This window comes from Oceanobacillus oncorhynchi (genome assembly GCF_000821065.1).
Classification (GTDB): Bacteria; Bacillota; Bacilli; order Bacillales; family Amphibacillaceae; genus Oceanobacillus; species Oceanobacillus oncorhynchi.
In genome coordinates this window covers 684,908-699,390 of record NZ_CDGG01000001.1, presented here as the reverse complement: position 1 = coordinate 699,390, position 14,483 = coordinate 684,908, and the positions used below count along the sequence as shown (strand labels likewise).

12 protein-coding genes and 1 pseudogene are annotated in these 14,483 nt (G+C 36.4%); 5 read left to right on the top strand and 8 right to left on the bottom strand.

Annotated features, from left to right (window positions below; genetic code table 11):
• Positions 1-63: 63 nt before the first annotated feature.
• The gene (locus tag BN997_RS03190) at positions 64-1,044 is read left to right on the top strand and encodes an ATP-grasp domain-containing protein (RefSeq protein WP_042529627.1); all 981 of its coding nucleotides are present in this window, start codon (positions 64-66) and stop codon (positions 1,042-1,044) included.
• Between the two features lie 117 nt (positions 1,045-1,161).
• Here BN997_RS03190 and BN997_RS03185 read toward each other — a convergent pair whose 3' ends face one another.
• The 5 genes and pseudogenes from BN997_RS03185 to BN997_RS03175 all read right to left on the bottom strand — a co-directional run bounded on the left by BN997_RS03185 (position 1,162) and on the right by BN997_RS03175 (position 6,695).
• Positions 1,162-2,238 (bottom strand): MraY family glycosyltransferase, encoded by a 1,077-nt coding sequence (locus BN997_RS03185; RefSeq protein ID WP_042529625.1) that lies wholly within the window; start codon positions 2,236-2,238, stop codon positions 1,162-1,164.
• A gap of 314 nt (positions 2,239-2,552) precedes the next feature.
• Positions 2,553-4,784, bottom strand: a complete 2,232-nt coding sequence (locus tag BN997_RS22070) for a peptidoglycan-binding protein (protein ID WP_425311625.1) — start codon at positions 4,782-4,784, stop codon at positions 2,553-2,555.
• 38 nt (positions 4,785-4,822) lie between these two features.
• Positions 4,823-5,218, bottom strand: coding sequence for a hypothetical protein (locus tag BN997_RS23800; RefSeq protein WP_425311624.1), 396 nt, complete (start codon positions 5,216-5,218; stop codon positions 4,823-4,825).
• Positions 5,219-5,432: 214 nt separating this feature from the next.
• Positions 5,433-5,717 (bottom strand): annotated as a pseudogene (locus BN997_RS23795) (peptidoglycan-binding domain-containing protein); the annotation flags it as partial.
• 414 nt (positions 5,718-6,131) lie between these two features.
• Positions 6,132-6,695, bottom strand: coding sequence for a sigma-70 family RNA polymerase sigma factor (locus BN997_RS03175; RefSeq protein ID WP_042529623.1), 564 nt, complete (start codon positions 6,693-6,695; stop codon positions 6,132-6,134).
• 363 nt (positions 6,696-7,058) lie between these two features.
• Here BN997_RS03175 and BN997_RS03170 point away from each other — a divergent pair, with 363 nt between their 5' ends.
• The 3 genes from BN997_RS03170 to BN997_RS22400 all read left to right on the top strand — a co-directional run bounded on the left by BN997_RS03170 (position 7,059) and on the right by BN997_RS22400 (position 7,814).
• Positions 7,059-7,289, top strand: coding sequence for a DUF1659 domain-containing protein (locus tag BN997_RS03170; RefSeq protein ID WP_042529621.1), 231 nt, complete (start codon positions 7,059-7,061; stop codon positions 7,287-7,289).
• 34 nt (positions 7,290-7,323) lie between these two features.
• Positions 7,324-7,536 carry a DUF2922 domain-containing protein gene (locus tag BN997_RS03165; protein WP_042529620.1) on the top strand — a complete coding sequence of 71 codons (213 nt, stop codon included), beginning with the start codon at positions 7,324-7,326 and terminating at the stop codon, positions 7,534-7,536.
• A 137-nt stretch (positions 7,537-7,673) separates the two neighbouring features.
• Complete coding sequence (locus BN997_RS22400) at positions 7,674-7,814, top strand: YvrJ family protein (protein WP_084612819.1); 141 nt, start codon at positions 7,674-7,676, stop codon at positions 7,812-7,814.
• A gap of 72 nt (positions 7,815-7,886) precedes the next feature.
• Here BN997_RS22400 and BN997_RS22065 read toward each other — a convergent pair whose 3' ends face one another.
• The 3 genes from BN997_RS22065 to BN997_RS03150 form a co-directional block, all read right to left on the bottom strand.
• A complete protein-coding gene (locus BN997_RS22065) occupies positions 7,887-10,646 on the bottom strand; it encodes an N-acetylmuramoyl-L-alanine amidase (RefSeq protein ID WP_052484876.1) in 2,760 nt (919 codons plus the stop codon).
• A 489-nt stretch (positions 10,647-11,135) separates the two neighbouring features.
• Positions 11,136-11,858, bottom strand: a complete 723-nt coding sequence (locus tag BN997_RS03155; protein ID WP_042529617.1) for a GntR family transcriptional regulator — start codon at positions 11,856-11,858, stop codon at positions 11,136-11,138.
• A 114-nt stretch (positions 11,859-11,972) separates the two neighbouring features.
• Entirely contained in the window at positions 11,973-13,652 is a 1,680-nt protein-coding gene (locus BN997_RS03150; RefSeq protein ID WP_042529615.1) for a YheC/YheD family protein, read from the bottom strand.
• Positions 13,653-14,095: 443 nt separating this feature from the next.
• Between BN997_RS03150 and BN997_RS03145 the strand changes: the two genes are divergently transcribed.
• The gene (locus BN997_RS03145; protein WP_042529612.1) at positions 14,096-14,470 is read left to right on the top strand and encodes a hypothetical protein; all 375 of its coding nucleotides are present in this window, start codon (positions 14,096-14,098) and stop codon (positions 14,468-14,470) included.
• The last annotated feature ends 13 nt before the right edge of the window (positions 14,471-14,483 follow it).

The following is a 14,483-nucleotide window of genomic DNA, read 5'->3' as shown; positions in this document are numbered from 1 at the left end:
ATTCTTATCTTTTTCTTGAAAGTGATATAATAAAAGAAAATTTGTTTAATGAGGTGTACATGCATGAATATAAAGGAAATTACTGGCCGATCTTTAAGCACATCCAACAGAATGCTCGCTCAAGAAGCTCACCAACGCGGTATTACATTTGAAATTCTCCCGAGAAAACGATTTAAAATGTCTTATGGTAAAAAAAGTTATATTATACGCGGGGGTAAAATATCAACTGCTTATAATACAAGGCTGGCAACAAAACTAACAAAATATAAAAATGCAACTGGGAATCTACTACGCGGAATGGGTTATTTTGCTCCTGAGAATGCAATTTTTTCGAAAAATCAAGCTGATAGAGCATGGAAATGGGCAGAGGATATTCTCCCTGTTGTGCTAAAACCAAACGATGGCATTATGGGTAAGCTTGTATTTGTAAAAATAGATACCTATGATGAATTTAAATCTTGTTTCGAAAAGATTGCCGAAGTTCGCGATGAAATTTTGATTGAAAAGTTTGTTGAAGGGATAGAATATCGATTTACATTCGTAAAAAACGAAATTGTAGCCATCGCAAAAAGAGTACCTGCCAATGTTATCGGGGATGGGTTACATAATATAGAAGAATTAATTGCAGCAAAAAATGAACAACGTGCCCAAAGGAAGAATCCGCTTCATAAAAAACTGGATACTGGTGAAGAAAGTGAGCGCGTTTTAAAAAAACAAAATTTCTCCTTTAAGGATATTCCGAAAAAAGACGAGGTCGTCTATTTAAGAAATAATTCAAATGTTTCCACCGGCGGTGACGCAGTCGATGTCACTGATGATATCTCACCAGAACTGAAAGAAACCGTACGAAAAGCAATTCTTGCTATACCTGGTTTGCGAGTCTGCGGCGTAGATATATTGATTAATGAAGACGACTATCATATTTTAGAAATTAACTCTCACGCGATGCTGACAATGCATCATTTCCCTTGGGAGGGTGAAGAACGTGAAGTGGTTTCAAAAGTAATAGACGGTATGTTTCCCAGCACACTAAAAAAAGAATAAACTTTTACTACTATTACTGAAAAGGTTTCCCCCTAGATATATCAAAGTAACCGAGTTCTCATTTTCGCAGAAAAAAGTCTCACTATTCTTGTTTCAACCCAAGAATAGTGAGATTCTTTATTTTAACCTTCTCTTATGCAATTCTTCTTTCTTGTTAACTAAAGAAATAAAGCTTCCTCTCGCCCTGATTCCACATACCACTGAAAATAGATGTATCCCTAATAGAACAAAGCAGAAGACAGCCAAGGACGTCATCAGTTGTGCGTTATTAACGACAATCGCCATTACCCCAAAAAACATACTGAATGCGTAGATAATCCATACGGATTGTCTATGCGAATAGCCGTTTTTCAGTAATAGATAATGAATATGATTTCGATCCGCTACCGAAATACCTTGTTTATTGTTGATTCTCCGGATGATAGCAAGCAATGTATCGAATACCGGGAGTGCAATTACAATAATCGGGATAACGAAGCTGAAGAAGGCTACATTTTTGAATAAGCCGAGCATGGATATTATCGCAATCGAATATCCTAAGAATAATGCTCCGGTGTCTCCCATAAATATTTTTGCAGGATGAAAATTGAATGCTAAAAATCCTAATGTTGCACCAATCAACAAGACACATAATCCAATGACAATCACACGATAATCCATGATGGCCATAATCAAAATGCTGGTGAAGGCAATGGTTGACACGCCTCCAGCCAGACCGTCTAATCCATCAATCAGATTAATCGCATTTGCAGCCGCCACAATCCAGAAAATCGTAAGAGCTATCCCAACATACTCTCCCAAGAAAACCGTTCCCATAAAAGGTAATGTCACTTTCTCAATGACTAATCCGGAATAGGCAACAACCGAAGCTGCTCCTATTTGGCCTAACAGCTTGGTGCCGGGACGAAGATCCAGTATATCATCCAGAAACCCTGTCAATAGCATGATGATTCCGCCAATGATAATCGCCGTCATCTGCGGATGTTCCGGCTGCAGATAGAGGAATCCTGCAGCGATACCAATAAAAATAGCTAATCCGCCAATGCTTGGTACCGCCCGTTGATGCTGTTTTCTATTATCAGGCTGATCTACTAGATTGCATTTTTTAGAGATCCATATAATGATTGGTGTCGTGATGATTGCTGTCAACAAAGCGATAACAAACGCAATCAGCAACTCAGCAGCACTCCACATAGTTGTTCACCTACTTAATTATATTCTAGTAAACTTACCTTTGCCACGGAGAATCGCCCGTAAAACTCCCTTCTTAAAAATGAGAGTGAAAATGAATTTATTTAGGCGGGAGATAACGGGCGCTAACTCCCTGATTCACTCAACTAACCTTCAGTGGGGGAAGAGCAAAAACTCCCACTGAATGAAGTTTCGTTTTATATTCTATTACCCATTCTTTCGTTTATCATACCATAATTTGATACGAACTGTTATATAAAAAAGCAAAAAACACCCGAATCGATTTCCAGAGAAAGTAATTCGGGTGTTAAAACATATTAACGATATTGCGTAATGTTAAATTTGAATACCGGGTTATTCAGCATATCATATAATCTCTTGATGCTTGGAACTTGCTTCACTGCCCAGCCAATATCTGTTGCATATTGCGGGTAGCCAGGATTCGCAGGGTTCCATCTCATTTTATATAACGTATTTTGGTTATATTGATTATGAATGTAGCTATTTCCGATAAATCGGGCACCGCCAATGATAGCCTGTTCTGGTGAGAACCAGCCTTCATTATAAGCTCTGATGGCTCCACCATTATGCGCATTGCCATCTACCGCACCAATACCATACATATTGTATGTGGTTCTAATATTTCGAAGGCTGCTTCGGTTAGATGAAGTAACTACAACAGGATTTCCGCTGCTATTTATCCCTACTTCAATTCCTTTTGCTAAAGCAGAGCTTCCATTACCAGTTTCCAATAACGCATGTGAAATCAAATAGATTTCGTTGACACTATGCTGTTTACCAGCTGTTATAAAGGCTTGTCCTCTGCCGGCAAGAATGCCTTTCCCTTTTAGAATATCGTTATTTAAGGAAGAGGCTGTGACACCAACACTGCTGGTTAAATCTAAATGCTGGAAGATATCATTATTCTCTGGATTCAGATAACTGCTTACATCACTTCTAGTTGGATTTCTCCAAGCATTGTAGCTGATTCTGTACCAATTACCTGTAGAACCAAGAATTGTGACCTGTGTTCCCTTTTTTATCTGACCATAAATGTGGCTCGAACTGCTTGCGGATGAGCGAACATTTACATTTGCTGTTGTTCTGTTTGAACCATTCACATAATTTTTATGCACATAAGCAGGTTCATTTCGATACATATCTGTCTGCTGTAATTGGTTCATTTGCGTGTCCAACGCCTGATTGAATGTTACGTCATACGTTTCGTGGTTAATTACCCAGCGATTGCTGATTGCTTCATCTAGAGCAGCGAGTGTTCTTTCATCCGCTATACCACTTTGGGCTAATCCATTATCTCTTTGGAATGCTTTCACGGCATTTTCTGTTTGCACACCATAGTAATTATTTGGATTTGATAACGTTAAGTAACCTAAGCTTTTCAAATTCTCTTTTAGCTGTTTGGAAGATGCATTGCTCTTTCCTCTTTGCAGCGAGCTATTTAACACTTCTTCAATCTTATTTAAAGTTGTTTGATCTGCTGTTCCATTTACAGCCAGCCCAAACTGTTTTTGAAAACCTCGCACGCCTTTTTCCGTTTGTACTCCAAAATAGTTATTTGGGTTTGGAAAGGACGTAAATCCTAAGCGGTTTAGGTTCTCTTTTAGATTTTTCACTTGACCGGTACGCGTTCCTTTTTGTGGAACTTTGTTCAATTCAGTTTTTATCTTTTCTAATGTGATTTCATCTGCAATCCCGCTTTGAGTTAGTCCATTGTCTTTTTGAAATGCTTTGACAGCATTTTCTGTTTGAACACCATAATAATTATTTGGATTTGATAACGTTAAGTAACCTAAGCTTTTCAAATTCTCTTTTAACTGTTTAGAAGATGCATTGCTCTTTCCTCTTTGCAGCGAGCTATTTAACACTTCTTCAATCTTATTTAAAGTTGTTTGATCTGCTGTTCCATTTACAGTTAAACCAAATTGTTTTTGGAAATTCCGGACTCCTCTTTCCGTTTGTACTCCGAAATAATTATTGGGGTTCGGAAAAGATGTAAACCCTAAGCGGTTTAGATCTTCTTTGAGTTTTTTTACTTCCTTAGTACGGATCCCTTTTTGCGGAACTTTATTCAATTCAGCTTTTATTTTATCCAATGTAATTTTATCGGCAATTCCACTTTGCGCTAGACCATTGTCTTTTTGGAACGCTCTAACGGCTTTTTCTGTTTGTACCCCATAGTAATTATTTGGATTTGATAACGTTAAGTAACCTAAGCTTTTCAAATTCTCTTTTAGCGTTTTAGAAGACGCATTCCGTTTCCCTTTTTGTAATGGGCTTTTCAACACTTCTTCAATTTTTGCTATCGTTGTTTGATTCGCAATTCCATTTACGGTTAAACCAAACTGTCTTTGAAAATCTTTTACAGCTTTTTCTGTTTGTACTCCAAAATAGTTATTTGGATTTGGTAAGCTTAAATAGCCTAAGCTTTTCAGATTCTCTTTTAGCTTCTTAGCTTGTGCAGAGCTTGTTCCTTTTTGAAGACTATTTGACTGTGTAGAAAATACTGTTGCTCTAGCAAAACTTTGTATGCCAATTTGCTGTTCTTTTACCTCAGCGTCTTCCTCTGCTACTTCCGCATTTTCTTCTGGCTCTGCTTTAGACTCTTCCTCTGTTGCTTCTCCAGCTTGCTCTTCTGCATCTGCTCCAGACTCTTCCTCTGTCGCTTCTCCAGCTTTTTCTTCTGCGTCCGCCTCAGACTCTTCCTCTGTCGCTTCTCCAGCTTTTTCTTCTGCGTCCGCCTCAGACTCTTCCTCTGTCGCTTCTCCAGCTTTTTCTTCTGTGTCCGCCTCAGACTCTTCCTCTGTCTCTTCTCCAGCTTTTTCTTCTGTGTCCGCCTCAGACTCTTCCTCTGTTGCTTCCTCAGCATTTTCCTCTGCGTCCGCCTCAGACTCTTCCTCTGTCGCTTCTCCAGCTTTTTCTTCTGTGTCTGCTTCAGACTCTTCCTCTGTTGCTTCCTCAGCATTTTCTTCTGTGTCCGCTTCAGTTTCTTCCTCTGTTGCTTCTTCAGAACTTTCCCCTGCTTCGGCTTCAGCGTCTTCTTCCACATCTGCTGCCGGCAGTTCTTCGACTTCTTCCTCTTCCGTCACAAATTCTTCAGGTTTACTGAACTCCAGGTGCTCTTCACGGTCGAATGAATCGTCTCCTAAAATGTATTCTATTTGTAGTAGTGTGTCTTCATCTGCAACTCCCGTGTCTTCTATGTCATAAAACTTTTGAAATGCTTTTACAGCTTCCTCTGTATGTAGGCCGTAATAAGTTGTAGGTTTTTCTAATGCTGCAAATCCAAGCTCTGTTAAATCTTCTTTCAGATCTAGAATTTGTTCATCGTCATCCCCTAATTTAAGCTTTATTTCTTCTGACACCGCTTCGTCCGTGGAAGAATCCTGTTCATCAACATCTGATTCTTTATCCCTATCTTCTGGCTCATTATTTTGCTCATCTTCTTTAGATGAATGACTCATCGCATATACTTCACTGACGGAAGCAAATGGAGAAGTTACCAATAAAATCACCAAAAAGAAAGGAAACCACTTTCTTCTCAAATCTTTCCACCTCCTATATTTAATTCTAGCTTTCTATCTATATATCGGCAATACCTAATCTTTTCTTAAGTCATTTTTTTTAAATTGAAATCGTTTTACCGCGGTAAAACGTTCACGAAAGGTTCACTATTTTACTAGATTGTTTTATTAGCGCCAAAAGTCCTGATTTTTGCAGTTTTTTAAGTAAAATAAATTGAAAACTTCACTTAGGGATTTATTCCCTGTTATATGAATATAAATCTTCTAAATTTCTTTCCTTAGATAGAAAGGACTATAATCGTCCAAAATAATAATTATAGCCCTTCCATTTATAATGTGTGTGCTGATTTCCTTTTAGCCTCTATCCCAATCCATTTTCCGAAGTTTACGTTTGGCGCTCTTTGCCCAGCTTTTTACTGCTTCCAAGCTTACCTGTTCTTTCTCTGCAATTTCCTGATTGGATAGTCCTTCTATAATTGCACAGTTAAACCAGACTTTTTGCTTTTCCGTCAGTATCGATGTGAATTCAGAGAAATCGGTTTCACTTTCCTGATCCAGTTTTTCCTGCGGATTCGTTCCCCCTTCATTTTTAGAGAGTATTTTTTTCTTTTTCCCATCCATATAATTTCCTGCCTGCGTCTCTACTTCTTGCTGATGCCCTAGCTGCTCTATGTATTTCCTTTCCAAAATGGATTTATGAAATACATTCACCAAACGATTTCGAATTTCAAAATTCATGTATGTCGCTAATGGTCCTTTATCCGGATTATAGTTTTCATACGCTCTCCACATGGCTACAAGTCCTTCTTGAAAATATTCCCCATCCTTATCATTAATTTGCAGCCTTGCCATTTGGTAGTATACCCTACGCTGATTCTGTTCAATAAAATCCTCCAGTTCCCATTTCTTCTTTGTCATTTTTGAACTCCCCTTTCAATAGATTGCTTTTAATCTAGCAGAAGTTAAAAATTATGTCATATTGCCAAACTAGGATTTTCTCGGAGTAAAATCCTAGTTTGTCCGGGTAAACTGTCGTTTTTTAATAAATATGCTACCGTTTAACGCTACAAACGGTAATTTATAACTTATTTGACCTTTTTAATGACATTTTTCGACATTCTCTGCAGGGCCCCTGCTATAAAGTGTGATATAGAGCGTTTTATAGGATCATTCTTCCCTTTTTAAACAAGTAATTTTTTTATCAAAACATAAAATCTTTTTATAAACATGCCCCTTTTTGTCTCTGAGAATTGAATATAAGTGTGAAAGGAGGTGATGACCATGGCAGTCGCAGAATTAACCGAATCGGTTTTGCAGCTTACGCTGAATGAAGGTGTAGACCCCATCACCGGCGAGTTTGTCCTAAAGCAAAAACGATTCAATTATGTGAAACCAGACGCTACTGCTGAACAGCTCTTATTAACAGCAAATGCATTCGCATCTGTTCAGCAGCATACCCTTTACGCAATCAGCCGTCGGGATGTTTCCGAAATTCATGAAAGAGAGGCTTAATGGGGGATTCAGTAAAGAAAGGAGGTGAGAACCTATGCGCAAGCTTGAATTGAAATTTGTAAATGAAGAAGGCCGTGTGGTAACCTACACACTCGATCATCCTGTGGAACCAGCAGATCCAGCAGCTGTTCAGCAAGCAATGGATACCATTCTTCAGCAGGATGCCCTGTATTCCGCAAGCGGCGGATTAACTGAAATCCACAGTGCCCGTATCGTGGAACGTATTGTGGAAGATATTGAATTATAATCCTTTTATCGTAACAAGACTTTGGCCCGTGAGGAGAGTATCCTCACGGCATTGTCTTTTATTCTAGAAAATTCTTCTGTTTTTCGTCTGAAAGCTTGTTCTTAAAATTTATTTAAAAATCAAAGGTGGTGAATACGATGGAGGCATGGATTTCTCTATTAACCGATATTGGGTTTCCTGCTGCGGTAACCTTCTACTTGTTACACCGGGTTGAAGGAAAACTGAATCAGTTGATTGAGTCCATCTACTCGATTTCTATTCCAAAACGATTACACTAAAAAAAGAGGATTTTCCACTGATTTAACAGTGGAAAATCCTCTTTTTTATTATTCTTGGAAAAATGCTGTTTCTTATCTTCTTTTCAGATTATAAGATTGTGCAATGGCATCTGCTGTATATTGTGCCAGCTGCTTTTTATAGCTGTCACTTTTCAGCAATGCGTTTTCTGTGAAATTATCGATAAACAGGTATTCAATAAGAATCGCCGGCATATCTGTGTTCCGCAGAACATTAAAGTTCGCTGACTTTTGTCCTCTGTCGGAAACATTTAAACGGGAAGAAATATACGAATGAATGTCATTTTGTCTATTTCTTGTTTCCTGAGAAACGCCCCCATTGTAGATATACGATTCAAATCCGCCTGTTGACCCATTAAAGGCGTTGTTATGGAAACTCACAAAATAATCAGCACCCCATCTATTCGCATGGTTTGCCCGTTCGGTTAATTCAACAAAAACATCTGATCTTCTCGACATTTCTACTTCAACACCCTGATACTTACTCGTAAGTATCCGCTCTGTTTCCAGTGCAATGTCCAATACAACGTCTTTCTCATTTAATCCATAACCTTGGCCGCCTGGATCATGCGCTCCATGGCCTGGATCAAGAAAGATTTTTACATTAGTTAATTTTTTTACTTCTTGGTCAATTTTAATTAATGTAATCTCATCAGCAATCCCGCTTTGAGCTAACCCATTATCTTTTTGGAATGCTTTAACAGCATTTGCTGTTTGAACACCATAAAAATTATTTGGATTTGGTAAGTTTAGATATCCTAATCTTTTCAAATTCTCTTTTAATTGTTTAGAAGACGCATTACTCTTTCCACTTTGAAGCGAACTGTTTAGCACTTCTTCTATCTTCGCTAAGGTTGCTTGATCTGCTATGCCATTTACGGTTAGACCAAACTGTCTTTGGAAATTTTGGACGCCTCTTTCCGTTTGTACTCCAAAATAGTTATTTGGATTTGGAAAGGATGTAAATCCTAAACGATTTAGGTCTTCTTTTAGATTTTTTACTTCTTCCGTGCTTGTTCCTTTTTGCGGAACTTTATTCACCTCGGTTTTTATTTTATCCAAAGTGACTTCATCTGCAATTCCGCTTTGGGCTAATCCATTATCTTTTTGGAATGCTTTGACTGCATTTGCTGTTTGAACACCATAGAAATTATTCGGATTGGCCAAATTTAAATAACCTAAGCTTTTCAAATTCTCTTTTAACTCTTTTGAAGAGGCATTACTTTTCCCACTTTGCAGCGGACTATTTAACACTTCTTCTATTTTTGCTAGAGTTGCTTGATCTGCCATGCCATTTACGGTTAAACCAAATTGTTTTTGAAATTCCCGGACACCTTTCTCCGTTTGTACTCCAAAATAATTATTTGGGTTTGGAAAGGATGTAAATCCTAAACGATTTAGGTTCTCTTTTAGGGTTTTTACTTCCCCCGTCCGCGTCCCTTTTTGCGGAACTCTATTCAATTGCTTTTTTATTTGGTCCAATGTCTTTCTATCTGCAATTCCACTTTGTTCCAGTCCATTATCTTTTTGGAATGCTTTGACTGCATTTTCTGTCTGAACACCGTAGTAATTATTTGGATTAGGTAACGTTAAATAGCCTAAGCTTTTCAAATCTTCTTTTAGTTTTTTTGCCTGTTCAGAGCTTGTTCCTTTTTGAAGATTACTAGATTGTGTAGAAAATAATTGGACCTGAACATCTTTAGTATTATCTGCTTCTGAGTTATCTTCTCCCTCAGCTTCCGTTCCTTCTTCTGCTTCCGGGCTTTCTTCTCCCTCAGCTTCCATTCCTTCTTCTGCTTCCGGACTTTCTTCTCCCTCAGCCTCGGTACCTTCTTCTGCTTCCGGGCTTTCTTCTCCCTCAGCTTCCATTCCTTCTTCTGCTTCCGGGCTTTCTTCTCCCTCAGCCTCGGTACCTTCTTCTGCTTCCGGGCTTTCTTCTCCCTCAGCCTCGGTACCTTCTTCTGCTTCTGGGCTTTCTTCTCCCTCAGCTTCCATTCCTTCTTCTGCTTCCGGGCTTTCTTCTCCCTCAGCCTCGGTACCTTCTTCTGCTTCTGGGCTTTCTTCTCCCTCAGCTTCCGTTCCTTCTTCTGCTTCCGGGCTTTCTTCTCCCTCAGCCTCGGTACCTTCTTCTGCTTCCGGACTTTCTTCTCCCTCAGCTTCCATTCCTTCTTCTGCTTCCGGACTTTCTTCTCCCTCAGCTTCCGTTCCTTCTTCTGCTTCCGGGCTTTCTTCTCCCTCAGCCTCGGTACCTTCTTCTGCTTCCGGGCTTTCTTCTCCCTCAGCCTCGGTACCTTCTTCCGCTTCTGGGCTTTCTTCTCCCTCAGCTTCCGTTCCTTCTTCCGTTTCTTCTTTTTCCATCTCAAACTCTTCAGGTTTACTGAACTCCAGATGCTCATCTCGCTCAAATGAACCTTCTGATAAAATGTCTTCTATTTTTTCTAGTGTGTCTTCATCTGCAATTCCAGTATCTTCTAGGTTATAAAATTCTTGAAATGCTATTACAGATTTTTTAGTATGTAAACCAAAATAGTTTGTAGGGTTATCCAATGTAGCAAATCCAAGTTCTGTTAAATTCCCTTTTAACTCTTGGATTATTTCATCTTCATCCCCTAACTGAAATATTAATTCTTCGGATTCCAGTTCATCTATCAAAACATCTTGTTCAGCACCTGTTTTGTTGTCTTCTACATTCTCACTATTTTCTTCCGAACTTTCGGATTGTTTATTATCCATAGCATATACTTCACTCACCGACGAAAACGGGGAAACAATAAGCAGAATTATCAACAAAAAAGGAATCCACTTTTTCCTCAAAAATTCTCACCTCCAAATTTTATTATGACTTACCTTATTTTTATCGGCAAGGGTTAATAGAATATTAAGTAAAACTTTGATAATTTGAACTAAATTCTATTAAATTTCGGAATTTGATTAGTAAAATTGGTATAATAAAATTTCATAAAACACAAATTTAAAATCATTTATACCTAAATAAGATAAATAAAAAGAGTAAAAAGACTGAATAAAGTATATAAATTTCCAATAATATTATCCTAGGTTAGCAGACAAAAAACTCAAATACCGAGGAGAAAATTAATCGCATTCCCCTTGGTATTTGAGTGTTCTTCAGGCACTTTTCTTGGCATTACTACTAAATTATGTTCTTTATTTACGGAGCACTACTTGTTTTTATTCAGCAAATGATTTCGTCTTTCTTATTCATCTCTATAACCTATATATCTTCAATAGAAATTTTCTTTATTTTAATTAGATTTTTATTCAATATAACGAATCCTTCTACTTTTATTTACTGTTTCTTGATAAAGTTATCTTGAAAGAGTACATATCCGCTCGATAGTGTGCCCTCTCAAATTCAACAAAGTCCCCATGAATATCGGTAATTTTTCTTTCTGCAATAATAATGCTCGCTCCCTCAAGAATATGTAAGAGTTTCGCATCATTCCGTGTAGCTGCTCCAGCTTTAATTTCCTGCTCTGCCTGAAAGGTCTTTACTTTTAATTCTTTTTCCAGCAGTTCATAAAATGCTTCCTGATCTAAATTGTATTGAGATAACTTTTTCCCTAATCCAACAGGATAATAATGTCTTTCAATCCCCATTGGAATATCATCTGCATACCTTACCCTTTTAAAATGATGTGCCTTATCTAAACCAGTAACATCTTTTAATCTGCCAAACACCTCTATTTCTTGGGATGCTACTAACTTAGCTCCTGGAGCCATTCCCATTTTTTCAATATTTTCTGAGGTGCTGTGAAGGCTGCCAAGCCAGTCATTAATCGTTCTAATTGCGACAAAAGTCCCTTTTCCCGGTTTTCTTTCCAATACCCTTTCCCGAACCAGCTGTTCGATACTTTGCCTTACTGTACTTCTGCTCACATAGTATTCATCCATTAGTTCGCGCTCACTGGGGAGTTTCTCTGTATAATAGCCATTATATATTTGTTGTTCTAATATTTTTTTTAGCTGAACATGAAGCGGGATAGAGTTTGTATAGTCTAAGCTCATTTAAATCCCTCCAATTATAAATAATCGGAATAGATAGGTACAGACCCAAATCTATTCCGATTACCGATTAAAAGTTAAATACTGTTTTATCAAATTTGATTTACGGCAGCACTATTAATTAAGATCTTTTTCAATTTCCATTCCTGTTTCATCACCTAATGGTGAAATTTCCTCTATTACAAACCCTTTTAAGGTATATTTACTTTCACGGGCTTTATTTATAAATTTATTTAAAAGGGAAGATTCTCCTTCTATTTCTATTCTAATTATAAACTTTGAAAATTTATTGATTGTTCCTTTAAGACCCATGTCCTCTGCTAATGATTTAACATATTTTGAGTAAGATTTAGGTTTCAACGGAACACCAATGTGCATTAAATATCTTAATTCCTCTCCCTCTTCCAATATGAAATTATCATTAGAATTGCTTACATGATAATATTCATTTACATCCTTATCACTAAAGCCAGCCAAGTATTTGGAATAAAGCATATTCTGTAACTTAATTTCATGGTGCATTTCTTCATTTTTAGTTAATCCTTTTAGTATCGTATCATTTGGGTTTTGGTTATTTACTTCAATAATCCATATTTGTTTATTTGTATCAATAGCAATATCAAACGCTAATTTACCAAAACTATAACCAGTCTGGTCTAATCTAGCTGCTGTAAGGAGTGCTATTTCTTTTAACTTCTCTTCAACTTCTGTTGCTTCCTGTTCCGAATAACCATAAAACTGTTTTAAAGCATCTGTTGGATAGGCAACATATCCCCCTGATGTTGCAACATTACTGACAATACTATTTTCCCCGCTTATTCTAGTGACAAACATATTATTTTGCCAATTACCACTTTGATTTTTATCTAAACCGATTCTAAAATCAATGGATCTGTTTTCAACCTGCAAATCAAGCGTTTCTTGTATTAAATACCTGTTTGTTTTAAACGTTTTTTTAATAAACTTTGTTAAATCTGTTTCATTCTCTATAACAAGCTCTATATTTTCTCCTTCTTCTCTTGAACGTATATAAATTGTATTGTTATCTTTTACAATATTATAAATACCTCTCCCTCGGTTGCCTCCAAGAGGTTTCACATAAATATCCTTATATTCATTTAAAAAATTAATGATATCTTTGCTTGTTTTATACAATCCAGTTTTAGGTAAATATCTCTCTAACTCCGGGAATTGAGACAGCCTATCATAAATTCCCCATTTATCAATTGGCTTATAGTTAAAAATTCTATCACCATATATTGATTTAAAATATTCTCTCTCTTCTTGATTTAAGGAACTTCTCTTTAATATCGAAGATGGATAAGGAATTGTGCTTTTTTCCCATACACCTTTTTTATAATTATAAATAATTCCTTCTACAGTTAAATCATTTTTATTCATTTCATCCAATGTAAAAGCACAAATTAAACCACCTATTTTTTGATAATGTCTCACATGATTTTCTAAAAGCCTTATTCTCTTATATAATACTTCGTTTGTTTGCCCGACTAAAATTCCAATAACAGGACCTAATATTAACTCATTGTTTACAGTTTTCAATTGGTAGTCAGCAAAAGCAGGAATCATCATTTTCTTCATTATATTATCAGATATCAAAATTGTATTATTATCTAAACTCTCATTTATCTCAATGTCACACTCTGCCGTTTTGATTCCAAACCGAAGAATTGTTTCTCTTAAATAAGCCACCTTGTTTTCTTTTGCAAAAAATTGATTTAAAACGATTGTATTCTGTTTATTTTCAGATATTTGAATTTGTAATGTATTATTCTCCATTTAGCAATCCATCCTTTTCTTAATTCAATATATATTCCGATAAGATTTATTAACAAAACATAATAATATAAACCTAATTGTTGAATACTTCTTTTATTATTTTACTATAACACAACAGATATTACATCTCCCTGATTCTCAATTAATAAAAACTGTTATGCAGTATATACTCTGCTATATTTATGCTACAATTACTCCAAGATTATTTATAGTATACAAAATATGAGGAATACATATTACTAATTGGCTACTTAAACTGCAATAACCGCCTGCACCTTTAGCAATATAGTTATAAACCTATAGAAAATTTTCATGTTAAATATAATAATTTTCAGGGTTACTTAACATGACAAATGTAAAGAATTTAAAGTATATGCAAATTGACTAGCAGCAGCAAATAACATAAACATTCATAAACTATTTTTCAAGGGGTGAGATAAAAAATGGAAGTTGGATTGCTTAGACACTATACAAAACCAACATTTTTAGCGAGATTTATTTCTTTAGTAGCAAAAGCTAAAGGAATCGATATCATCTACTTTCGAGCAGGAGATGTTGATCAAGAAAATCATAAAATTAATGGGAAAATTTTCATTGATAATGAATGGGTGGATGTCGTTACTAATATCCCGAAAGTGATTGATGTATACACTTTCCCCTTAAAAAGCAGAGAAACGATTGCTTATTTAAATAACCACTCATTATTAACAAACAGCGGTAAAAATATAATGAATAAATCTACACTTCAAAAGAAATTAAATAATGATCTTGATGTTAGTCTAATAATTGGACATACCAAATGGGGATTTTTATACTAAATATAATAATCTT